Source organism: Vibrio sp. Vb0349, from assembly GCF_033338975.1.
Window position 1 is genome coordinate 36,511 of sequence record NZ_JAWOTS010000008.1, and the last position, 22,757, is coordinate 59,267.

The 22,757-nt window shown below is 46.8% G+C and carries 20 protein-coding genes; 17 read left to right on the forward strand and 3 right to left on the reverse strand.

Going from position 1 to position 22,757, the window contains the following annotated elements; translation table 11 throughout:
- Positions 1 to 8: 8 nt before the first annotated feature.
- A complete protein-coding gene (locus R7Q47_RS11455; protein WP_213893353.1) occupies positions 9 to 1,178 on the reverse strand; it encodes an isovaleryl-CoA dehydrogenase in 1,170 nt (389 codons plus the stop codon).
- A gap of 66 nt (positions 1,179 to 1,244) precedes the next feature.
- The gene (locus R7Q47_RS11460) at positions 1,245 to 1,619 is read right to left on the reverse strand and encodes a MerR family transcriptional regulator (protein ID WP_017821195.1); all 375 of its coding nucleotides are present in this window, start codon (positions 1,617 to 1,619) and stop codon (positions 1,245 to 1,247) included.
- 275 nt (positions 1,620 to 1,894) lie between these two features.
- Here R7Q47_RS11460 and R7Q47_RS11465 point away from each other — a divergent pair, with 275 nt between their 5' ends.
- From R7Q47_RS11465 to R7Q47_RS11525, 13 genes are all read left to right on the forward strand, one after another.
- Positions 1,895 to 3,106, forward strand: coding sequence for a thiolase family protein (locus R7Q47_RS11465; protein ID WP_248486253.1), 1,212 nt, complete (start codon positions 1,895 to 1,897; stop codon positions 3,104 to 3,106).
- Positions 3,107 to 3,129: 23 nt separating this feature from the next.
- Positions 3,130 to 4,623, forward strand: coding sequence for a CoA-acylating methylmalonate-semialdehyde dehydrogenase (locus tag R7Q47_RS11470; RefSeq protein WP_172563963.1), 1,494 nt, complete (start codon positions 3,130 to 3,132; stop codon positions 4,621 to 4,623).
- A gap of 19 nt (positions 4,624 to 4,642) precedes the next feature.
- Positions 4,643 to 5,797: an acyl-CoA dehydrogenase family protein gene (locus R7Q47_RS11475; RefSeq protein ID WP_054729373.1), complete on the forward strand. Its 1,155-nt coding sequence runs from the start codon at positions 4,643 to 4,645 to the stop codon at positions 5,795 to 5,797.
- Between the two features lie 38 nt (positions 5,798 to 5,835).
- Entirely contained in the window at positions 5,836 to 6,621 is a 786-nt protein-coding gene (locus R7Q47_RS11480; protein WP_145472032.1) for an enoyl-CoA hydratase, read from the forward strand.
- 8 nt (positions 6,622 to 6,629) lie between these two features.
- The gene (locus R7Q47_RS11485; RefSeq protein ID WP_248486258.1) at positions 6,630 to 7,769 is read left to right on the forward strand and encodes an enoyl-CoA hydratase/isomerase family protein; all 1,140 of its coding nucleotides are present in this window, start codon (positions 6,630 to 6,632) and stop codon (positions 7,767 to 7,769) included.
- 11 nt (positions 7,770 to 7,780) lie between these two features.
- A complete protein-coding gene (gene mmsB, locus R7Q47_RS11490; RefSeq protein ID WP_005375775.1) occupies positions 7,781 to 8,686 on the forward strand; it encodes a 3-hydroxyisobutyrate dehydrogenase in 906 nt (301 codons plus the stop codon).
- A 110-nt stretch (positions 8,687 to 8,796) separates the two neighbouring features.
- Entirely contained in the window at positions 8,797 to 9,555 is a 759-nt protein-coding gene (locus tag R7Q47_RS11495; RefSeq protein ID WP_005375778.1) for an SDR family oxidoreductase, read from the forward strand.
- A gap of 797 nt (positions 9,556 to 10,352) precedes the next feature.
- Complete coding sequence (gene cyoA, locus R7Q47_RS11500; protein ID WP_005388604.1) at positions 10,353 to 11,234, forward strand: ubiquinol oxidase subunit II; 882 nt, start codon at positions 10,353 to 10,355, stop codon at positions 11,232 to 11,234.
- Positions 11,235 to 11,239: 5 nt separating this feature from the next.
- Positions 11,240 to 13,276 (forward strand): cytochrome o ubiquinol oxidase subunit I, encoded by a 2,037-nt coding sequence (cyoB, locus tag R7Q47_RS11505; protein ID WP_005375781.1) that lies wholly within the window; start codon positions 11,240 to 11,242, stop codon positions 13,274 to 13,276.
- Positions 13,266 to 13,868, forward strand: coding sequence for a cytochrome o ubiquinol oxidase subunit III (cyoC, locus tag R7Q47_RS11510; RefSeq protein ID WP_005375782.1), 603 nt, complete (start codon positions 13,266 to 13,268; stop codon positions 13,866 to 13,868). Before cyoB ends, cyoC begins: the two co-directional genes overlap by 11 nt.
- A complete protein-coding gene (gene cyoD, locus R7Q47_RS11515) occupies positions 13,868 to 14,179 on the forward strand; it encodes a cytochrome o ubiquinol oxidase subunit IV (protein ID WP_012842490.1) in 312 nt (103 codons plus the stop codon). The genes cyoC and cyoD overlap by 1 nt, the downstream gene beginning before the upstream one ends.
- 8 nt (positions 14,180 to 14,187) lie before the next feature.
- Positions 14,188 to 15,054: a heme o synthase gene (cyoE, locus tag R7Q47_RS11520; protein WP_021036012.1), complete on the forward strand. Its 867-nt coding sequence runs from the start codon at positions 14,188 to 14,190 to the stop codon at positions 15,052 to 15,054.
- A gap of 672 nt (positions 15,055 to 15,726) precedes the next feature.
- Positions 15,727 to 16,833 (forward strand): NADH:flavin oxidoreductase, encoded by a 1,107-nt coding sequence (locus R7Q47_RS11525; protein WP_104976556.1) that lies wholly within the window; start codon positions 15,727 to 15,729, stop codon positions 16,831 to 16,833.
- 80 nt (positions 16,834 to 16,913) lie between these two features.
- On the opposite strand, the gene R7Q47_RS11530 is transcribed toward R7Q47_RS11525, so the two are convergent.
- Entirely contained in the window at positions 16,914 to 17,804 is an 891-nt protein-coding gene (locus R7Q47_RS11530; RefSeq protein ID WP_005375788.1) for a LysR family transcriptional regulator, read from the reverse strand.
- A 155-nt stretch (positions 17,805 to 17,959) separates the two neighbouring features.
- On the opposite strand from R7Q47_RS11530, the gene R7Q47_RS11535 reads away from it, so the two are divergent.
- From R7Q47_RS11535 to R7Q47_RS11550, 4 genes are all read left to right on the forward strand, one after another.
- Positions 17,960 to 18,358 carry a RidA family protein gene (locus tag R7Q47_RS11535; protein WP_213962397.1) on the forward strand — a complete coding sequence of 133 codons (399 nt, stop codon included), beginning with the start codon at positions 17,960 to 17,962 and terminating at the stop codon, positions 18,356 to 18,358.
- Positions 18,359 to 18,431: 73 nt separating this feature from the next.
- Positions 18,432 to 19,892: an aldehyde dehydrogenase family protein gene (locus R7Q47_RS11540; RefSeq protein WP_005375790.1), complete on the forward strand. Its 1,461-nt coding sequence runs from the start codon at positions 18,432 to 18,434 to the stop codon at positions 19,890 to 19,892.
- Positions 19,893 to 19,961: 69 nt separating this feature from the next.
- Positions 19,962 to 20,951, forward strand: coding sequence for a membrane dipeptidase (locus R7Q47_RS11545; protein WP_053303711.1), 990 nt, complete (start codon positions 19,962 to 19,964; stop codon positions 20,949 to 20,951).
- Between the two features lie 109 nt (positions 20,952 to 21,060).
- Entirely contained in the window at positions 21,061 to 22,662 is a 1,602-nt protein-coding gene (locus R7Q47_RS11550; RefSeq protein ID WP_005388593.1) for a BCCT family transporter, read from the forward strand.
- The last annotated feature ends 95 nt before the right edge of the window (positions 22,663 to 22,757 follow it).

Consider the following 22,757-nt stretch of genomic DNA (forward strand, 5'->3'; position numbering starts at 1 on the left):
ATGTTCCGTTAGCGAGATTCTTCGAACAGCTCTCGGCCTATTAACATGCGGCGAATCTCAGAGGTACCCGCGCCGATTTCATAAAGCTTTGCATCACGTAGCAAACGACCAGCAGGGTATTCATTGATGTAGCCATTCCCACCGAGCAACTGGATTGCATCGAGTGCCATTTGTGTGGCGAGCTCTGCACTGTACAAAATCGCGCCAGCGGCATCTTTGCGTGTTGCGTTACCTCGATCACAAGCCGCTGCGACGGTATATACATACGCTTTTGCTGCACTCATTCGAGAGTACATATCGGCGATCTTGCCCTGAACTAACTGAAACTCGCCAATGGATTTTCCAAACTGCTCTCGTTCATGTACGTACGGGACCACAATGTCCATGCAAGCTTGCATTATCCCGAGTGGTCCGGCAGCGAGGACGACGCGCTCGTAATCCAGCCCACTCATTAACACCTCGACGCCTTTATTCAACTCGCCAAGAATATTCTCTTTTGGCACTACGCAATGGTTAAATACAAGTTCGCAAGTATTCGAGCCTCTCATGCCTAGCTTGTCCAGCTTTTGAGCATGAGTGAAACCTGTGAAGTTACGTTCAATAATGAATGCGGTAATACCACGTGAACCTGCGCTGACATCCGTTTTAGCGTAAAGCACCACTACGTCAGCATCGGGCCCGTTTGTTATCCACATTTTGTTGCCATTCAGTACAAAATGGTCGCCCTTGTTTTCCGCTTTCAGTTGCATGCTTATCACGTCTGAACCGGCATTGGGCTCACTCATCGCTAGGGCGCCAACGTGCGTACCATCAATGAGTTTTGGAAGGTATTTTTCGCGTTGAGAAGGCGTGCCGTTACGAAAGATTTGGTTGACGCACAGGTTAGAATGAGCGCCGTAGCTTAAAGCGACAGATGCAGAGGCACGGCTGATTTCTTCCATGGCAACAACGTGAGCGAGGTATCCCATGCCTGCACCACCAAGCTCTTCATCGACGGTCACACCAAGCAACCCCATTTCTCCGAACAAAGGCCATAAATGATTCGGGAACTGGTTATCGCGGTCTATCTCCGCGGCGATGGGCGCAATATGTTCGGTAGCAAAGGCATTAACGTGCTCTCGGAGCATATCGATGGTATCACCAAGTCCGAAATTGAGTGGGGTATAAGTGCTTTTCATAACGTCTCCCGGTATCAGAGGTAAGGTGGAAAAGCCTGTAGCGGTGTTGCTAATTGAGTATAGCGTTTATGTCTGCTTGCTTTTGAGTGTTTGAATACAACGCTCCTTAGCGGCATTCAACTCTGCCATAACGACGCTGATGTCGTTGAGTTGTTGCTGTAGGACGGCTTGTTTCTCTTCAATGATATTGAGCATTTTCAATAACTGTCCTTCGGTTTGTTGCATGTCGTAGAGCTCGAAAAGTTCACGAATTTCTGCCAACGAAAAACCGAGTCGTTTCCCTCTTAAAATCAATTTGAGGCGAATTCTATCCCTGCGTTGATAAACGCGCATATTGCCTTTTCGCTCTGGTTCAATCAGACCCACGTCTTCATAAAACCGGATACTGCGAGTAGTAATATCAAACTCCTTGGCGAGGTCACTGATCTTGTATTTTTCCATAACATACTTACCTCGAATAAAAATCCAGTTTCTGGAAATCGAACCTTTAATGGGAAGGTCGAACATCAACTTTGAAATATAAACGCCTGCTTGGTGTGTTTTTTCATCTCATTGTAAAGGCTAGTGCTATGCTTACGTAAACGTCAAGAAATCGCGGAATGAAAGTTTGTTAGTGAAAAAGGCGACAAAGGCTGGTGTGGCGCTTGGTGAGTAATTCTATGTAGGGTGTCATCAGTCTGCCAAGTGTTCACATATACCTTAAGGGAATGCGAATCATGGGAAAAGACATCTGGATTGTCAGCGCGAAAAGAACGCCAATTGGGCGCTTTCAAGGCAAGTTGCAAACTTACTCTGCTCCTCAATTAGGCGCACTGGCGATCAAGGCGGCAATGCACGAAGTGAATGTGACTTCGGTGGATGAAGTGTTCATGGGATGTGTGCTTCCAGCAGGGTGTGGACAAGCTCCTGCGAGGCAAGCATCTATGGGGGCAGATCTTCCTTTGGGTGTAGGGTGCACCACCATTAACAAAGTGTGTGGCTCTGGCATGAAGAGCGTCATGTTAGCGCACGATCTCATTAAAGCTGGAACGATTCGCTCTGCCATTGCTGGTGGTATGGAAAGTATGACCAATGCGCCGTATTTGCTGAGGGAGGCGAGAAAGGGAATGCGCATGGGGCACCAGTCTACGTATGACCACATGTTTCTCGATGGGCTACAAGATGCTTACGAAGGGCACTTAATGGGTGTTTATGCTCAGCAAGTCGCTGACAGGCTTAAGTTCACCAGAGAGCAAATGGATGAATGGGCCGTGATGTCGGCAAAGCGTGCGTTGGAAGCTCAAGAGCGAGGCTTGTTTGCCGATGAACTTTCGCCGGTTTCACTCAATACCAAGTCAGAACAAGTGGTGCTGGACTACGATGAGCACCCTCGCTCGATTGACCTTGGTAAAATTCCTCAACTCAAACCTGCATTCGATGAAAAAGGTACGGTGACCGCTGCTAATTCGAGTGCCATTTCAGATGGCGCGGCGGCTCTGGTGCTTATGGATGAAGACACTGCGCGTCATCAGGGGCTTAAACCACTTGCGATCATCAAGGCGCACTCTACACATGCCAGAAAACCTGCAGAATTTACTTTGGCACCCGTCTACGCAATTGAGCAACTGCTGTTCCAGCTAGATTGGTCAATTTATGAAGTGGACCTGTGGGAAATCAATGAAGCCTTTGCCGTCGTGACACAAATAGCGGTGGCGGAACTTGGACTGGATACGAGCAAAGTAAATATTAAAGGTGGAGCTTGTGCGCTTGGGCATCCGATAGGGGCTAGTGGCGCACGAATTCTGGTGACATTGATTCACAGTTTGCGTCAGCTACAAGCGCTAGGCACCAATGGTGATCTCGAAGCCAAAAAAGTGATGCGGGGTGTTGCGTCACTTTGTATCGGTGGTGGAGAAGCCACGGCGATAGGCATTGAAATACCGCTTTAATTGAAATTAGAAAGGAGTAAATGATGACTCGTTTGGTTCCCTTGTTTATTGGTGGCGAGTTTCGTGAATCTCAAACATCGGATTGGGTTGAGGTAACCAATCCCGCCACTAATGATGTCATTGCGTACGTTCCATGTTCCACAGAGCACGAGATGGAAGCCGCCATTGATAATGCGAAAGAGACATTCCAATCTTGGAAGGAAGTGGCAATATCCGAGCGTGCCCGAGTTATGCTGCGTTATCAGCACTTGCTCAAAGAGCATCATGATGAGCTTGCCACACTGCTTTCTCATGAAACGGGTAAGATTTTAGCGGATGCCAAAGGCGATGTGTGGCGTGGTATCGAGGTGGTTGAGCAGGCTGCAAACATTGCCAGCAATATGATGGGAGAAACCGTCGAAAACGTTGCCACGGATATTGATAGTTACTCAATGATTCAGCCCCTAGGTGTGTGTTGCGGCATTACGCCGTTTAACTTTCCAGCCATGATTCCGTTGTGGATGTTCCCAATCGCTATCGCTGCGGGCAATACGTTTGTGCTCAAACCCTCCGAACAAGTGCCATTGACCTCTATTCGTTTAGCTGAACTATTTGAGCAAGCTGGTGCGCCGAAAGGAGTGTTGCAGATCGTTCATGGCCGCAAAGAGCAAGTCGACTTTCTTCTGGCTCATCCTGATATTCGAGCGGTGTCATTTGTTGGCTCGGTTCCCGTTGCCCGTTATATCTACACCACAGGGACTAAACATTTTAAACGTGTTCAAGCTTTTGCAGGTGCAAAAAATCACATGGTGATCATGCCTGATGCGAACAAGGAACAAGTGGTGAATAACCTAATCGGAGCCTCCGTTGGGGCGGCGGGGCAGCGTTGTATGGCAATTTCTGTTGCGGTATTTGTCGGCGATTCAAAACAATGGATTACAGACCTCAAACAGGCAATGGCGAAAGTACACCCAGGGCCTTGGGATGATGAACAGGCTGCTTATGGCCCACTGATCAGTGAGCAAGCCAAGCAACGCGTATTGGACCTAATCGAAGATGGCAAACAACAAGGCGCAGTGTGTGAACTCGATGGCAGTCAGTGTGAAGTGGACGGCTTTCCCGATGGAAACTGGATTGGCCCAACCTTGTTTAGCGGTGTAACAGCGAACATGTCGATTTACACGCAAGAGATATTTGGCCCTGTCTTAGTTTGTATGGAAGTCGAAACGTTGCAAGAAGCTATTGAGTTAGTGAATCGCAACCCTTACGGCAATGGAACTTCTATATTTACCGCTAATGGCGCTGCTGCGAGAAAATATCAGCATGACATTCAAGTCGGTCAGGTTGGGATCAATGTGCCTATTCCAGTCCCTTTACCATTTTTCTCCTTTACTGGTTGGAGAGGCAGTTTCTATGGTGATTTACATGCGTATGGTAAACAAGCGGTACGTTTTTATACCGAGACCAAAACGGTGACGGCGCGTTGGTTTGATGACGATATTCCAACGGGGCCTAATTTGACCATCCAACTGCGCTGAGTGAATAAAAGGAGCTTTTATGGACTTTGAACTTAATGAAGATCAACGTGCATTTGCCGATACCGCTCAACAATTTGCCGATGAGCGTTTAGCACCGATGGCGGCGGAGTGGGATGAAAAGCAGATTTTCCCCAAAGACGTATTGAGAGAGGCGGGGGAACTGGGGTTTCTTAGTCTCTACACACCAGAAGAACATGGCGGCTTAGGGTTAAGCCGTTTGGATGCTTCAATTATCTTTGAACAACTGGCCATGGGATGTACGTCCACTACGGCGTTTATGACGATTCACAACATGGTCAGTTGGATGATAGCCAGTTTTGCTACCGATGAAGCCAAAACGCAGTTCTGTCCGAAATTAGTTACGGGGGAGTGGTTAGGCTCCTATTGCTTAACTGAGCCTAACGCAGGATCAGACGCCGCTGCACTGACCACTTCCGCTACAAAAAAGGGAGATAAGTATGTCATCAACGGCGGCAAAACCTTTATCTCTGGCGCAGGAGAGACAGATGTTTTGGTCGTGATGGCGCGAACCGGAGAAGCGGGTGCCAAAGGCGTGTCTGCATTTGTTGTTCCTGCTCACGCAGATGGTATCAGCTATGGGCGCAAAGAACCCAAAATGGGTTGGAACAGCCAACCAACACGAGCGGTTACTTTTGAAAATGTCGTTATTCCAGCTAGCCATTTACTGGGCGAAGAAGGGCAAGGTTTTGTCTTTGCGATGAAAGGGCTTGATGGAGGGCGTATAAATATTGCGACCTGTTCCGTCGGTACGGCTCAACAGGCCCTTGAACAGGCGACACAATACATTCAGGAGCGTAAGCAGTTCGGCAAGTCGCTTGCGCAGTTTCAAGCCTTACAATTCAAATTAGCAGACATGGCGACAGAGCTAGTGGCTGCTCGGCAGTTAGTGCGCTATGCCGCCAGCAAGCTCGACCGAAATGACCCAGATGCCACGGCTTATTGCGCGATGGCAAAACGGTTCGCAACCGATGTAGGTTTTCAGGTTTGCGACCACGCGCTGCAGCTTTATGGTGGCTATGGTTACATCAAAGAGTATCCAATGGAGCGTCATTTCAGAGATGTGCGTGTGCATCAAATTCTGGAGGGAACGAACGAAATCATGCGCTTGATCATCGCACGTCGTTTGCTCTCTGAGGAGTCGGCCTTGCTGTAGCGAAGTATTGGATTTGCTCATTGAGAAAGGATTCAGATATGCCATTAACCCAAGAAGCCATTCAACATACGATCACTAATCACGTTGCGGTGGTGACGATGAACAACCCGCCAGCCAATACGTGGACAGCAGAGAGCCTCAAGGTACTGAAGTCGCTGATACTCACACTTAACAATGATAAGCAGGTCTACGCACTGGTTTTAACCGGCAGTGGAGAAAAGTTTTTCTCTGCTGGTGCAGATCTCAAGCTATTTTCTGACGGTGACAAAGCGGTTGCGTTAGACATGGCGCGATGCTTTGGTGAAGCGTTTGAAACGCTCTCGGAATTCCGTGGTGTTTCCATTGCCGCTATTAATGGTTACGCCATGGGTGGAGGTTTAGAAGTGGCATTAGCTTGTGATATTCGAGTCGTTGAAGAGCAAGCGGTACTTGCTTTACCTGAAGCCAAAGTCGGACTTTTGCCCTGCGCTGGCGGTACCCAAAACCTCACAGCGTTAGTAGGGGAAGGCTGGGCAAAGCGTATCATTTTATGTGGAGAGCAAGTCAGCGCTGACAAAGCAAAAGAACTAGGCCTAGTTGAGGAGTTGGTTCCCAAAGGCGAAGCTTTAAGTAAAGCGCTGGAGCTTGCTGAATCTGTTGCGAACCAGTCGCCATCTTCTGTCGCCGCATGTAAGGCGCTCATTCAAAATATGCGCTCTGCGCCACTGAAGCACGGCTTAATGAAAGAGCGAGAGTTGTTTCTGAATCTTTTTGATACGGAAGATCAAGTTGAGGGTGTTCGCGCCTTTTTAGAAAAACGCCCACCGCAATGGAAAAACCGATAGGAGGCCACATGGCAGGGATGGTAACCATTAGTGAAATAGAGTGCTTAGATGGCGTGCACCGCATTGGTATCGCAACGTTAGACAACACCGCTTCATTGAATGCATTGACGTATGACATGTTAGTCCAACTTAACGATCAGCTTATCAAGTGGCAAGACGATCCGCATATGGCTTGTGTGGTACTGACTGGCGCTGGAGAAAAAGCATTCTGTGCTGGTGGTGATGTTCGAGCTATGTATCACGTCATGCATAACGAGAGTAAAGAAAAAATCGTAGAGTTCTGTACGAACTATTTCTCGTTGGAGTATGAGTGTGACTATCTCATCCACACTTACAACAAACCCATTATCGGTTGGGGAGAAGGTATTGTCATGGGCGGTGGGATGGGGCTTTTTATGGGAACCAGCCATAAAGTTGTGACAACAACATCACGCCTTGCTATGCCAGAAATCAATATCGGACTGTATCCTGATGTGGGAGGTACGTGGTTTTTAAGCCAGATAGATCCGCAAGTGGGCTTATTCCTCGGATTGACAGGTTCAATGGTAAATTCAAGTGACGCTGTCACTATTGGTTTGGCCGATTGGTTACTGTTGGAAGAGCAGTATCCCACCTTACTGGATGAGCTAAAGCGGCTCCAGTGGGGCAAAGAAGATGCGAAAGAGTTGGTAACTGCGCTACTAAAATTAATGGAAGAACAGGTTATTGATAGCAAACCAACCACGCAAATTTGTCCATACTTAGATCAGATAGAGGAAGCGTGCAAAGGCTTTGATCTTAATGCGATAGCACAGCGAATCATGACTATCGAAGGGAATAGCCAGTGGATAGAAAACGCGAAACAAACGTTCGCATCGGGCAGTCCGATCACCGCGCATATTTGCTTTAGACAAGTGAAAGAGTACCACAGCTTACCGCTTGCAGATTGCTTCCGTTTAGAGTTGAGTTTGTCGGTTCGCAGTGCCTTATTAGGTGAGTTTAAAGAGGGCGTCCGTTCTCGGCTTATTGACCGGGATGGCGAACCTAACTGGATGTTTAACAGTGTCAGTGAAGTCGATGAAGATGTCATCGATACCTTGTTTACCTCACTTTGGCCGGATGACGAACATCCGCTTGCTGATTTGGGTGAACAAACACTAGGTCAATAAGGAGAATGATCATGAGTACCATCGCATTTATCGGTTTAGGAAGAATGGGGCATCCGATGGCGCAAAACTTACTCGCGTCTGGATTTAACGTGCAAGTATTCGATGTCGATAGCGAAGCCGCAAAGCAACTAGTACCTTTTGGTGCGGTGGTGGCGAGCTCTATTGAGGAAGTCGTGGATGGTGCTAGCACAGTCATCACGATGCTACCAGCAGGGTCTCACGTTCGTTCCGTGTATCTTGGTGACTTACATGGTGGCGTAGGTGTTCTCAATCTTGTCTCGCCAAGTACCTTGATGATTGATTGTTCAACGATTGATCCGGACTCCGCGCGATTAGTCGCCAATGAAGCGGCAAATAAACGCGTGTTGTTTGTCGACGCACCCGTTTCGGGGGGCGTTGCTGGCGCTAAAGCGGCGACATTAACCTTTATTGTTGGTGGTTCGGATCAAGCGTTTTCTAAAGCCAATGCGATTTTGCAGTATATGGGAAAAAATGTTTTCCATGCTGGCAAAGCAGGCGATGGTCAAATGGCGAAAATCTGTAACAACCTTATGCTCGGCATTTTAATGTCTGGTACGTGCGAGGCATTAAACCTAGGTATCGATCATGGACTCGATCCAAAAGTGCTATCAAACATCATGCTGCAAAGCTCTGGCCGAAATTGGGCATTGGAGCTTTACAATCCTTGCCCAGGTGTGATGGACAGTGCGCCAGCCAGTCACGATTACCAGCCGGGCTTTATGAGCAAACTCATGCTAAAAGATCTCGGCTTGGGGTTAGATGCGGCGTTACAAACACATTCTTCGGTTCCGATGGGGTCGTTAGCGCGCAACTTATATTCTTTCCACAACGCGAGCGGCCACGGCGAGCTCGATTTCTCAAGCTTATTTGAGTTATACAAGAGTAAGAAAGGCTAGACCGAGTTTTGTGACAAACCAGCCCGAGATGGTGACCTAAAACGCGCATCATTTCGGCCAACTTAGACTGGTTGAGATAGAGAACATTACGAGCTATGGAGTGCACCAATATGGACATAAAAAGTAGTGTTATTGCCATTACAGGAGCAGGGCAGGGGCTTGGGCAAATGATGGCCATTACCCTTGCTCAAGCTGGCGCTGATTTAGCGTTGTTGGATGTAAACGCCAGTGGCTTAATGGAAACACAAGAGCAGTGTCGAATGCTGAGTGCGAAAGCGTTGACATATCAAGTGGATGTCACCAACGAAATCGACGTTGAAACCACGTTTGAAGCGATTATCCAAGATTTTGGTCAACTCAATGGGTTAGTCAATAACGCTGGCGTGTTAAGAGATGGGTTACTTGTAAAAGCAAAAGATGGCGTGATCAGTAAGATGTCTTTGGATCAATTCAACTTGGTCATGAACGTTAACGTGACAGGAACGTTTTTGTGTGGGCGTGAAGCTGCCGTCAAGATGATTGAGAGTGGCTCCCAAGGCGTTATCATCAATATTTCTAGTGTTGCGAGAGCTGGGAATATCGGACAAACCAATTATTCTGCGTCAAAAGCGGCGGTCGCGACCATGGCGACAACATGGGCTCGTGAGCTCGCAAGATACGGTATTCGCGCGGCGGCGGTTGCACCAGGTGTAGTTCATACCGCGATGGCAGAGCAAATGAAACCCGAAGCCATAGAGCGATTAGAAAAGATGATCCCAGTTGGCAGGATGGGCGAAACAAGCGAAATCGCGCATGCAGTAAAATACATTATTGAGAGTGATTACTTTACTGGCAGGGTTTTAGAAGTGGATGGCGGCATTCGTATGTAAGTGATCACTGAAATAAGGCTCTGATAGACCTGAATAATAAGTCTCTTTCCATTTCAACATTTTCTATGTTGTGGAGTGCTAATTCTGCGCAACCCAAATGTATTTACAACTTATGTTTGGATTTACCTTGAGAATGATATCTCACAATCCAATAAAGAGATGTAAATACCACTCAAATATTAAGTGAAATCATTAATTTGATGCTGATCACACTTTTGGTTTTTTAGTTTCCGCTTCTCATTAAGGCTATCTGCGTAAATGAAGTTGATAGTCAGTCTCATCAATTTTAAGTTTCAACTATTTGTTTTTAAATAATTAATTGTTGAAGCACGAGAAATTCGTGTTGAGGTTAATATTCGATTTAAAGTGTGTAACTTCCATTAATGGAAGGTTAGTTTCCAGTTGTGGCTAATGAGCTTTAACTTTTTACTCCTCATAATGCGCCAAATGTAACATAGTGTTTCAAAGTGTAACAATAAACTCACACTAAGAGTGTGGTTTTGATCTCCACTCAATTCCGTTTTGTTTCGCTCTGAGCCCGACGTTACTCATGCTCAACACATAAACATTCTAATGACTATAACAACTGGTTCTTGGCTTGATACCAATCGTATCGTAGTAAATAACGGTTCATTCTAGCTGGTTAAATGCTTGATGACGAAGTTGAAAAATTGTAAGTAGAATAACTACTTATCGAAGTTTTTCTTGTTCTCATACATTACCTCTGCGCTATTTGTGAGCTCTTATTTACTTTGATTGGCATCTGCTTTGAAACCAGACAACCATCGAGAAAGTTAATGGAAGCCTCAAGATATAAACGCATCTTGTCGAGGGGAAGTTTGGCGTCCGTCATACTTATGCTCTCAGGATGTAATTCAGCTTTACTTGACCCCAAAGGTGCCATTGGTGTGCAAGAAAAAGAGTTAATTATTACTGCTCTTTTGCTGATGTTGATCGTTGTAATCCCTGTGATTTTAATGACGATTTACTTCGCTTACCGATACCGCGCCTCTAACACTGAAGAAGAGTACGCACCCGAGTGGTCACACTCGACCAAAATCGAAGTGGTGGTATGGACAATTCCAATCATCATCATTGCGATTCTTGCGACGATCACATGGCGTTCGACTCATGAACTAGAGCCCTCTAAACCATTGGAAAGTGATGTTAAACCAATGACCATCGAAGTGGTGTCACTCGATTGGAAATGGTTGTTCATCTACCCAGAAGAAAACATTGCGACGGTGAACTATGTGGCGTTCCCGAAAGACGTGCCAGTGCAGTTCAAACTGACTTCGGACAACATCATGAACGCGTTTTTCATCCCTCGCTTAGGTACACAGATCTACGCGATGCCAGGAATGGTAACCAAGCTCAACCTGATAGCGAACCACGAAGGTGACTACAAGGGTTTTGCATCGAACTACAGCGGCGAAGGCTTTTCGCAAATGAAGTTCACAGCTTCAGCAATGTCAGATCGTGCTGCGTTCCTAAATTGGGTGCAGAAAGTGAAGGCGAGCCCTGATCGTATTGAAGATTGGGAGCAATACAGCTCACTGGCAGCGCCAAGTATCGCAGAGCCAGTCACTTTGTTCTCTAGCGTTCCTCCGTTCTTGTTCACCGACGTTGTGACTCAGCATCCTGGTTCAATGAACTGTTTGCCTGAAAACCAAGGATAATCGTAATGTTTGGAAGATTAACTCTTGATTCAGTTCCATTCCACGAACCTATTATCGTCATCACCCTAGCGGTTGTGGCGCTGGTTGGTTTAGCCGTAGTTTACGCGGTGACCAAAGCCGGAAAGTGGCAATATTTGTGGAATGAATGGTTTACTTCAGTAGACCATAAAAAACTTGGCTTCATGTACATCGCAGTAGCGATGGTGATGCTTGTTCGTGGTTTTGCTGACGCAGTCATGATGCGTAGTCAGCAACTCCTTTCTTCTGCGGGTGAAGCAGGTTACTTGCCACCGCATCACTACGATCAAATTTTTACTGCCCACGGCGTGATCATGATCTTTTTTGTAGCGATGCCATTGGTCATTGGTTTGATGAACATCATCGTGCCATTGCAGATTGGTGCACGTGACGTGGCTTTCCCGTATCTGAATAACTTGAGCTTCTGGCTGTTTGTTGTTGGTGTCATCCTAACAAACATGTCTCTCGGCTTAGGTGAATTTGGTCGTACAGGTTGGCTAGCGTATCCGCCGCTTTCAGGTATTGAGGCAAGCCCAGGAGTCGGGGTCGACTATTGGATTTGGGCGCTGCAGATATCAGGTGTTGGTACGACGTTAACAGGCGTGAACTTCTTCGCGACCATTTTGCGTATGCGTACACCGTCTATGCCAATGATGAAGATGCCAGTTTTCACTTGGGCGTCTCTGTGTGCAAACATTTTGATCATCATTTCATTCCCAATCCTAACGGTGACTATCGCTCTGCTTACGCTGGATAGATACCTAGGCATGCACTTCTTTACCAATGATCTTGGCGGCAACGTAATGATGTACGTCAACCTGATTTGGGCTTGGGGTCACCCAGAAGTGTACATTTTGATCTTGCCAATTTTTGGTGTGTTCTCAGAAGTCACCGCAACCTTCTCACGTAAAAAGTTGTTCGGTTACACATCGCTAGTTTGGGCGACCGTAGTTATCACGATTCTTGCCTTTGTTGTTTGGCTACACCACTTCTTTACGATGGGGTCTGGCGCGAACGTAAATGCCTTCTTCGGTATTGCCACGATGATCATTTCTATCCCAACAGGGGTGAAGATCTTCAACTGGCTATTCACCATGTACAAAGGCCGCATCCGCTTTACGACGCCAATGATGTGGACGGTGGGTTTCCTGATCACCTTTACTGTTGGTGGTATGACGGGCGTACTAATGGCTGTTCCGGGTGCAGATTTCGTTCTGCATAACTCAGTATTCCTTATCGCTCACTTCCACAACGTTATCATCGGTGGTGTGGTGTTTGGATGTTTCGCTGCGATCACTTACTGGTTCCCGAAAGCGACCGGTTTCACCATGAATGAAACTTGGGGCAAACGTGCGTTCTATCTTTGGATTATTGGTTTCTTAATGGCGTTCCTACCGCTTTATGCGCTGGGCTTTATGGGGATGACTCGTCGTTTAAGCCAAGACATCAACCCAGAATACTTCCCACTGTTGTCGATTGCCGCAGCAGGTACGGTTGTGATTGCGCTGGGCGTATTGTCTCAGTTCATCCAAATTTACGTGAGTATCCGTGACCGCGAGCAAAACCGTGATTTAACTGGTGACCCGTGGGGTGGACGTACTCTTGAGTGGGCAACATCGTCTCCACCGCCGTTCTACAACTTTGCGCACCTACCAAAAGGTGATGTGCTGGATGCCTTCTGGTACCAGAAACAAAGTGGCGAGTTCGATCCAACTAAAGAAGTGGAATACGAACGTATTCATATGCCAAAAAACACGGCAACAGGCATCTACGTGTCGGCTTGGTCGCTCCTATTTGGCTTCGGCATGATTTGGTACATCTGGTGGCTAGCGGCGGCAAGTTTGGTCGGTATTATCGTGACGTGTATTCAACATAGCTATAACGATGATGTGGATTACTACGTGGAAGTTGAAGAGATCAAAGCAATTGAGGCCGAACGTCGAGCTCAGCTTGAAGAAGCGAAGAAAAACTCAGTGAAAGACAGCGAAAGTAAAGATGATCTGGAGGTGACGTATGCAAACTAATATCGCAGCACATCACGACCATGATCACCACCATGACACGAATGGCAACAAGCTATTTGGCTTCTGGGTTTACCTGATGAGTGACTGTGTATTGTTTGCGACCTTGTTTGCGACATACGCTGTGCTGTCGAGCAATTCAATTGCGGGCCCAACAGGTAAAGACATTTTCGAACTCCCATTCGTGTTTGTCGAAACCATGCTGCTGCTGTTTAGCAGTATCACATTTGGTTTTGGCATTATCGCGATGAAGCGCAACAACGTTGCTGGTCTCAAACGTTGGATGTTAGTCACGTTCGCACTTGGTCTTGGTTTTATCTGTATGGAGGTCTATGAGTTCCATCACCTGATTGAAGAAGGCTATGGCCCACAAACAAGTGCATTTCTGTCGGCATTCTTTACGTTGGTTGGTACGCACGGCCTGCACGTAACCTTTGGTCTGATTTGGTTAGCGGTAGCATATCACCAACTGTCGACGAAAGGTCTGAACGACAATATGGCAATGCGCTTTAACTGCCTAAGTCTATTCTGGCACTTTCTAGATATCGTTTGGATTTGTGTCTTTACCATCGTTTACTTACTGGGGGTAATGTAATGGATCAACATGTAGAAACCAGTGCGTCAGATTACGTGAAAGGCTTTATTGCCTCACTGATTCTGACGGTAATTCCGTTCTACTTTGTTTGGACGAAATCATTACCAGATACAACGACCTATGCGATTCTATTTGGATGTGCATTAGTGCAGATATTTGTTCACTTTAAATACTTCTTGCACATGGAAACAAAAACATCTGACGGACGGTGGAACCTTGTATCACTGATGTTTACCGCCATTGTTGTACTTATCCTTATCGCTGGCTCGGTATGGATCATCTATAACATGAACGTCAACATGAAGTTGTAGGTCAAGGTATGCTGAAAAGTTATTTGTCTATCACTAAACCGGGCATTATTTTCGGCAACCTGATTTCTGTTGCGGCGGGGTTCTTCCTCGCCGCAAAAACAGAACCAGCCAGTCTAATGTTGTTCGTTACGACGTTAGTTGGTGTTGGGTTAGTCATCGCTTCAGGTTGTGTGGTGAATAATATTTTCGATCGTGATATCGACCAAAAGATGGCACGTACACGAAATCGTGAAACAGTGAAAGGCAACATCAATATCGATATTGCGTTTGTTTATGCACTTGCTTTATTGCTGGTAGGAACCGCACTGTTATTTATCCGAGTGAACCCACTATCCGCTGTCGTCGTGTTGCTTGGTTACGTGTATTACGTGTTCTTTTACACGATGTGGTACAAACGTAACTCGGTGTATGGAACCTTAGTGGGAAGTATCTCAGGCGCAGTTCCGCCATTGGTGGGTTACTTGGCGGTAACAAACTTCATTAGCTTGGAAGCGATTTTACTCTTTACCATGTTCTGTCTCTGGCAAATGCCGCACTCTTATGCCATTGCCATGTTCCGCATGCAAGACTACCGAGAAGCCGGGATTCCCGTATTGCCAGTTAAAGAAGGTATTCATAAAGCGCATCGACACATGAAAGCGTATGTCGTGGCGTTTGGAGCAGTATCGTTGGGGTTATTTTTACTAGGTGAAGCCGGGTATGAATACTTAGCGGTTGCAGCGGTTGTTTGCTTTATGTGGACGAAAGTGACCTTTCGCAGCATTGATGACAACAACTACATCGCTTGGTCAAAGTCGGTGTTTAAAGTCTCACTGCTAGTGGTGATGGGGATCAGTGGTGTGCTTGGTGTCGAGTTGATTCCTCTAGCTCTGTAACAACCAAACCTAAGCGTTTGCTAAACGCCAATATCTTTTGCTGCTGAATGCATGAATGGCCTTACCTGGAAGTAAGGTCATTTAACTTTCTATTGTCCTTTATTTTCACTGTTTTTCCTGTTCCTCCTCTAGCTTCACTATCACGTATTCATATCTAAAAGCAAAAACAACCAGTGTGTAAAACATAGTGGATCGCGCGTTTCCGCTGACGCGTAATAATGCCAAGAGATAGCGACTATTAAGCCAAAAAGTATAAACAGCGCAATAACTCTACTTACCATATGAGAATTCAATATCGATAGTTTGTAATGTAAACATTTGGGGGGAGTGCTAGTTCTCATAGCAGCATACAAACTAACAATGTGAATGTTTGAGTTGAATCACCTGCTAGCGAAATACACAAGTTTTACTACTGAAAGTGGGAGAGGAAGCATCTTAACTCCAGTGAAATGAACACGATTAAGAATCATCCTTTTACATGATCTAAAAACTCACTAAACCTTAACCCAGATTAAAGTTTTGTCGTCTCCGAGGCATTAAGGTGCGCCTGTAGTTTGCAGCTCTCAAGGATTCAGAGAAGGAACAGCCATACATCGTGTATCGCTGTTCCTTTTTCGTTCTTGTTTACTTGCGAAAAGATAAAACATAAAGACAACTTTAAGAGGACTGGTTTTGAGCATTTTGTTTTCCGAAGCCCGCATTGGCAACATGACCCTAAAGAACCGTTTTGTGCGAAGCGCAACGTGGGAGAACCTGGCGACCGAAGATGGTCACATGACGGCAAAGCTTTACGATATTTACGAAACGCTTGCGAAAGGGGAAGTTGGGCTTATTGTCACGGGTTATGCCAATATCGTTGAAGAAGAGAAACCCAACGCAGGTATGATGGGGATCTACAACGACTCTTTTATTGAAGAATACAAAAAGCTAACAGAGCTAGTACATCAACAAGATTCTAAAATCGTGATGCAAATTGCTTACGGTGGCACCAAAACCACCCATAACGTCGGTGAGCGTGTCATCTTCGCTCCGAGTGACGTGCCTGAGCGTGGTACAAATACGCAAGGCAAAGCGATGACAAAGGACGAAATAGACTACATCGTAAAGGCATTCGCATTGGCGAGTAAACGTGCTCAAGACGCTGGTTTTGACGGCGTAGAGATTCATGCGGCGCACACTTATTTAATTAACCAGTTTTTAAGCCCGTACTATAATCGTCGCGAAGACGAATATGGTGGTGACTTAGAAAATCGCATGCGCTTTCTTTTAGAAATTTATTCTGAAACCAGAAAGCTGGTTGGAAGCGAATTTCCCATCCTCGTTAAACTGACGGCAACAGAGTTCTTTGACGGCGGTTTAACGTTCAATGAAACTCGCGTCGTCTGCAAGAAACTTGAAGAAATAGGCGTTGATGCGATCATCGTATCTGGCAATGTTCACGGCAAAGCAAACGAACTTGTTGGTCAAACGTTCGATGGTTACACACTACAAGAAGAAGGTTACTTTCACGAATATGGTCACGTGATCAGTCAGGACGTTAGCATACCGGTGATTACTGTCGGCGGGCTGAGCGACATTGATGCGATTGAGAAAATTGCAGAAAACACAGGTATCCAATTTTTTGCTGTGTCACGCCCTTTATTGGCTGAGCCACAGTTGATCAAACGTTGGAAAGAAGGCAATCGCGCACCAGTAGATTGTGAACGTTGCTCAAAGTGTCGTACCAAGCGTGGTAACTTTTGCGTGGTGTATAAGAACCGAAATCGTCGCAAAAAATAGAACGAAGCGAATACACAAATACAAATTAGCCTCCACTCTGAATATGGAGGCTTTTAATTATCCGCATGTTAATCGAACCATTATTTATCTTCTTTTTGATAGTTTAAATAATGCACACAAAGATCGTGAAATGCTTTAGCTTGAGGCGAGATCGTGCGATCGGTTAACGTAAATATACCAATTTGCCTTTCAAGTGGTGGATCGATAAGCGGAATCCAAACCAAGCGTGTTTCATTGGTTGGGAAAGCAAGCTTCGGTAGGGTCGTGACACCAATCCCAAGTTCTAAGACAGAAAACAGCGAAGTAATATTTTCGACCGAATAGAGCGCTTGCTGACTCAGAGCTCTTGCTGGGGTTGGATCGAGAAGTGTACAAGTGCCGTTACGGATAAAGGGTTGTTCCAACAAAGTTTGCCACTCGATTCCTTCTGGATGACTCGCAATAGGGTTGTCCTTTAAACACACCACGCCTATTGGATCGGCTAACAGCGGCGTAAAGTCAATGCCGCCCTCATCGAGGTGAGAGGGGTTACCGAGCGCTAAGTCGACCTCACCGGAGAGTAGGCGAGCCTCGACGCCAGCGGCATTATCGTCTATCAAGCTTACTTCTACATTTGGATACTGTTCGCAAAAGGCGCCCAACACGCTAGGAATGAGCTTCGCTGCAACAGAAGGAACGCTAGCAATTCGCACTCTCCCTTGCTGTCCGGCAGCGGCTGCTTTGAGATCGTTGTCTAGTGCACTGTAGATATTGAGAAACTGAACCACTTTGGGAAGACAAATTTCACCAAACGGGGTCAATTTGGTTTTGTTTCCGGGTTCAAACAGCGTTTGCCCTAGAATTTTTTCAAGCTCTTTTATCGATGTTGACAGTGCCGCCTGAGAACGATTTGCACGATGTGAAGCGGCTCGAAAGCCTCCTTCCTCGACTACCATCACAAAATGCATTAATTGTTGAAGCTTAATACTCATCCCTAATGCCTCCTAATCCCTTTATTTACGTTATTTTAAACAGGGTGATAAGTTTAATTTATCAAATGTCAAAAATTTACCGTTAGATTTATCGCCTGTCAATGTGCATCATTTAACCATATTGAAACAAAGCTGTTACAAAGGTTGAAAGGCACGTGAATACTCCTACTAAAAAACACCCAGTTAAAACCAGTCTATTTGCTTCTAAAGCGCCGCTTGAATGGGCGATAGTCAACAACGGAACCCTGTATACGGCTCAAATTCCTATTGATGACACAGGCGTGGTTGTGGAAGGCGGTATCGAAGCACAAACACGTCAAACCTTTAACAATCTCATTCACACCCTGGAGTGTGCAGGGGAGTCTTTGGACTCGGTGTTGCAGGTCCTGATTTATGTGACTGACAGAGAATACTTAAAGACCGTTAACCAAGTGTACGCGGAATATTTTGAAGCACCGTACCCAAATCGCGCCGCCATGGTGGTTGCAGGGTTAGCGCGAGAAGAGATGTTGGTGGAGTTTGTCGTCTACGCGTCGGCAAGCCAACCAGAATAAATCCAATAAGAACAATTAGAGATCAGTGAGTGGGTGGCTTGCCATCACAAATCGGAAGAACAAGGAAAGAACCATGACTTTTATTAACAATGTTCAAGCAGAAAAATCCCTCTATATAGCGGGTGAGTGGCAATCGGGCATGGACACCATCGCCAATATTAACCCTTCTGATATCAGCGAAAACATTGGCGATTTCGCACAAGCGAGTGTGTCGCAAGTAGAGCAAGCGATTCAAGCGGCTAAATCAGCGCAGCCAGAGTGGGAAAAAACACCAATCGAGCGCAAGCAAGCAGTGCTACAAGCGATTGGTGATGAGCTCATTGCACGATGTGACGAATTGGGCACCTTACTTTCGCGTGAAGAAGGTAAGCCATTTGCTGAAGGTCGAGGTGAGATATACCGTGCTGGCCAATTCTTCCAATACTTTGCTGCTGAGGTTCTGCGTCAAATTGGCGATAACGCTGCTTCCGTCCGTCCAGGTGTCTCCGTTGAAGTTACTCGTGAAGCCGTCGGCGTTATCGCCATTATCTCTCCTTGGAACTTTCCAACAGCAACAGCGGCTTGGAAAATCGCGCCAGCACTTGCGTTTGGCAACAGCGTCGTCTGGAAGCCTGCCAACCTAACCCCAGCAAGTGCCGTTGCGCTGACAGAGATTATCCATCGCCAAGGTTTACCTGCCGGCACGTTTAACCTCGTTTTGGGTAGCGGTTCGCAAGTCGGTAATACCCTTATCAATTCGAAGGATGTGAACGGCGTGAGCTTCACTGGTTCTGTGGACACAGGCCGTAAAGTTGCAGCGGCAACGGCACCAAATTTTGTGCGTTGTCAGCTAGAGATGGGTAGCAAAAATGCGCTCGTAGTGGCAGATGATGCAGACATTCAAATTGCCGTTGAAGCGACAATCGCAGGCTCATTCTCGGGTGCAGGTCAAAAGTGCACCGCGTCTTCTCGTCTTGTGGTTATGGACGGAATTCACGACGCGTATGTTGAAGCGCTAATCCAACGCATGAGCGAACTTAAAGTGGGTCACGCACTGGAAGAGGGCGTGTTCATGGGCCCTGTGGTTGATGGTAACCAGCTGAATGCGAACTTTGAGTGGATCGAAAACGCACGCCAAGCAGGCGCGGAGCTGGCTTTCGGTGGTGAGCGTCTGAGCCTAGAGCATGACGGTTACTACATGTCACCAACTCTGTTTTTAAATACACAGAATGGCTGGGAAGTGAACCAAGAAGAAGTCTTTGCACCAATGGCGAGCGTGATTCGCGTTTCTGATCTGGATGAGGCAATTGCAGTCGCAAACGATACGCGCTTTGGCCTGACAGGCGGCATTATCACGCAAAGCTTGCGCAATAGCGCGATCTTCAAACAGCAAGTCCAAACGGGCTGCGTCATGGTTAACTTGCCAACTGCGGGTACAGATTATCACGTTCCATTTGGTGGTCGTAAAGAATCTAGCTTTGGTCCTCGTGAGCAAGGTCAGTACGCCAAAGAGTTCTACACCGTAGTGAAAACCGCTTATCAGCGTCCTTACTAAGATCGGCAGGGTAACTGATGGTGTCAGTTGCCCGCACGAAAAGGCTAAGAAATTGTTTAAGGAGTGGTTATGTACCAACAACGGATTGTGATTGACGGATTGCAGTACTGCAATTGGGATCGAGAGTATTTCCAAACGCTTAAGGCGAGTGGCATTACCGCCGTTCATGCCACCATCGTCTACCACGAAACTGCGCGCGAAACCTTAACGCGTTTTGCTGAATGGAACTTGCGCTTCGAGCAAAATGCGGACCTCATCATGCCTATTTATTCAATGGCAGATGTAGAAAAAGCCAAAGCAGAAGGCAAAGTCGGCATCTTCTTCGGCGCGCAAAATTGCTCACCAATCGATGATGAAATTGGTCTGATTGAAGTGATGCGCCGTCAAGGTCTGCTGATCATGCAACTGACCTACAACAACCAAAGCTTACTGGCGACAGGTTGTTACGAACAAAATGATTCCGGCGTAACTCGCTTTGGTAAGCAAGCGATTGAAGAGATGAACCGAGTCGGGATGATCATTGATATGTCCCACAGCGCGGAGCGTTCGACGTTGGAAGCTATCGAGCTCTCTTCGCGTCCAATTTGTATCAGCCATGCTAACCCGACGTTTGCGCATGACGCACTGCGCAACAAATCCAACACCGTGATCAAAGCACTGACGGAGCGCGGTGGTTTGATTGGATTCAGTTTATATCCATTCCATTTGCCAAATGGCAGCCAGTGCACGCTGGATGATTTCTGCCAGATGGTTGCGAAAACCGCAGACATGTTTGGCGTTGACCATTTAGGTATCGGTAGCGATTTGTGCCTAAATCAGCCGCAACAAGTGTTGGAGTGGATGCGCAACGGGCGTTGGTCAAAAGCGATGGATTACGGCGAAGGTTCAGCAAGTAACTCGGGATGGCCAGATGCGCTGCCATGGTTCTGCGGCAGCGCAGGGATGGAGAACATCTACAACGGATTAATGGGTCACGGATTCAGTGAATCTGAGGCTGGAAAAATATTGGGTGAAAACTGGTTCAACTTCCTTAAAGAAGGATTAGAGCCTATTTCATAGCATTCCCCAAAGTAGGAACCGCCTGTCCACATAATAACAATACGGCAGGCGTAAAACTCACATTTGTAGCCAGTCTTTGGCTGCTGCAAAGAACCTCTGGAGCCAGAGTATGTCTGATTTAACCAATAGCATGAAAGCTTCCACGATGAGCGTGTCATCGGGCAAGTCAAAAGCAAAACACAACACATCAACAACAGAAAACACGACGGACAAATTAGGACTGAATAACCCGGCCTTTTGGTATAGCGGTGGTTTCATCGCGTTGTTCGTTGCTATTGCACTTTATGACGGCGAGCTGTTATCTACGATCGTTAACGCTGGCTTTGGCTGGGCAGTTCAGGTGTTTGGTCCATACTGGCAGTTACTGCTGCTTCTCACTTTTCTTATTGGTCTTGGCTTGGCTGCAGGGCGAACAGGCAAGGTGATGTTGGGCGGGATTGCAAAACCAGAAATGGATTCTTTCCGCTGGATGGCGATTATTTTCTGTACCTTATTGGCTGGTGGTGGCGTTTTCTGGGCCGCGGCTGAGCCTATCGCGCATTATGTTAGCCCACCTCCTTTGTACGGCGCGCAAGATAACCCGCAGCAAGGTGCGGTGAATGCGTTGTCGCAATCCTTTATGCACTGGGGCTTTCTAGCTTGGGCGATTGTAGGTAGCTTAACTTCCATCGTGGTGATGCACCTACATTACGACAAAGGTTTACCGCTAAAACCCCGTATTTTGCTTTACCCAGTCTTGGGCGAACGAGCACTTAAAGGCCAACTCGGTGCATTGATTGACGCGTGCTGCATTATCGCGGTAGCCGCAGGCACCATCGGGCCAATTGGGTTTCTAGGCTTGCAGGTTAGCTACGCGTTAAATGCGCTGTTTGATATTCCTGATGGCTTTACCACTCAGCTTATCATCATCTTGTTTGCGATTGCTCTTTACACCTTGTCAGCACTCAGTGGATTAAGCCGAGGCATGCAACTGCTTAGTCGTTACAATGTGATTCTGGCAATGGCATTGATGGTTTACATCCTGTTTTTTGGCCCTACGAATTTTATCTTTAACGGATACATTCAAGGTGTAGGGAGCATGCTGGATAACTTTATCCCAATGGCGACCTACCGTGGTGATGAAGGTTGGCTAAGCTGGTGGACAGTATTTTTCTGGGGCTGGTTCCTTGGTTATGGTCCGATGATGGCAATTTTTATTGCGCGTATTTCCCGTGGTCGAACTATCCGCCAAGTCATTTCCACCATCAGTATTGTGGCTCCGTTAACCACCTGTTTTTGGTTCACGATTGTGGGCGGCTCTGGCCTAGCGTTTGAAATTGCTGAACCGGGCAGTGTGAGTGCGGCGTTCGAAGGCTTTAACCTGCCAGGTGCTTTGCTTGCGGTGACTCAGCAACTACCAATGCCAATGCTGACTTCAATTCTATTTCTGATTTTAACCACGATCTTCATCGTCACGACGGGCGACTCAATGACCTACACAATCAGTGTCGTGATCAGTGGTGAAACGGAGCCGAATGCGATCATCCGTACCTTCTGGGGCGTAATGATGGGTGTGACGGCATTGATCCTAATTTCCCTTGGCTCTGGCGGCATCTCTGCACTGCAATCTTTCATTGTGATTACCGCGGTTCCGGTTTCGTTGATTCTGTTACCGTCACTTTGGAATGCGCCGCAAATCGCAATCAAAATGGCGAAAGAGCAAGGGCTATAACAATTATCTAATTCAAACAACGTGGAGCTTGTGCGGGTGTTTTCCTCCTGCATCCGCACAAACCCTAGTATTCTTACAATAACAAATAGGTGGTG

Bases quoted from the DNA above. Each gene is read 5' to 3' on its own strand.
- R7Q47_RS11475 (WP_054729373.1), top strand. From the start codon at position 4,643: ATGGACTTTGAACTTAATGAAGATCAACGTGCATTTGCCGATACCGCT.
- R7Q47_RS11545 (WP_053303711.1), top strand. From the start codon at position 19,962: ATGTACCAACAACGGATTGTGATTGACGGATTGCAGTACTGCAATTGG.
- cyoA (WP_005388604.1), top strand. From the start codon at position 10,353: ATGGAAGCCTCAAGATATAAACGCATCTTGTCGAGGGGAAGTTTGGCG.
- cyoB (WP_005375781.1), top strand. From the start codon at position 11,240: ATGTTTGGAAGATTAACTCTTGATTCAGTTCCATTCCACGAACCTATT.
- cyoC (WP_005375782.1), top strand. From the start codon at position 13,266: ATGCAAACTAATATCGCAGCACATCACGACCATGATCACCACCATGAC.
- R7Q47_RS11540 (WP_005375790.1), top strand. From the start codon at position 18,432: ATGACTTTTATTAACAATGTTCAAGCAGAAAAATCCCTCTATATAGCG.
- R7Q47_RS11495 (WP_005375778.1), top strand. From the start codon at position 8,797: ATGGACATAAAAAGTAGTGTTATTGCCATTACAGGAGCAGGGCAGGGG.
- R7Q47_RS11480 (WP_145472032.1), top strand. From the start codon at position 5,836: ATGCCATTAACCCAAGAAGCCATTCAACATACGATCACTAATCACGTT.
- R7Q47_RS11465 (WP_248486253.1), top strand. From the start codon at position 1,895: ATGGGAAAAGACATCTGGATTGTCAGCGCGAAAAGAACGCCAATTGGG.
- R7Q47_RS11455 (WP_213893353.1), bottom strand. From the start codon at position 1,178: ATGAAAAGCACTTATACCCCACTCAATTTCGGACTTGGTGATACCATC.
- R7Q47_RS11485 (WP_248486258.1), top strand. From the start codon at position 6,630: ATGGCAGGGATGGTAACCATTAGTGAAATAGAGTGCTTAGATGGCGTG.
- R7Q47_RS11460 (WP_017821195.1), bottom strand. From the start codon at position 1,619: ATGGAAAAATACAAGATCAGTGACCTCGCCAAGGAGTTTGATATTACT.
- cyoE (WP_021036012.1), top strand. From the start codon at position 14,188: ATGCTGAAAAGTTATTTGTCTATCACTAAACCGGGCATTATTTTCGGC.
- R7Q47_RS11470 (WP_172563963.1), top strand. From the start codon at position 3,130: ATGACTCGTTTGGTTCCCTTGTTTATTGGTGGCGAGTTTCGTGAATCT.
- R7Q47_RS11530 (WP_005375788.1), bottom strand. From the start codon at position 17,804: ATGAGTATTAAGCTTCAACAATTAATGCATTTTGTGATGGTAGTCGAG.
- cyoD (WP_012842490.1), top strand. From the start codon at position 13,868: ATGGATCAACATGTAGAAACCAGTGCGTCAGATTACGTGAAAGGCTTT.
- mmsB (WP_005375775.1), top strand. From the start codon at position 7,781: ATGAGTACCATCGCATTTATCGGTTTAGGAAGAATGGGGCATCCGATG.
- R7Q47_RS11550 (WP_005388593.1), top strand. From the start codon at position 21,061: ATGTCTGATTTAACCAATAGCATGAAAGCTTCCACGATGAGCGTGTCA.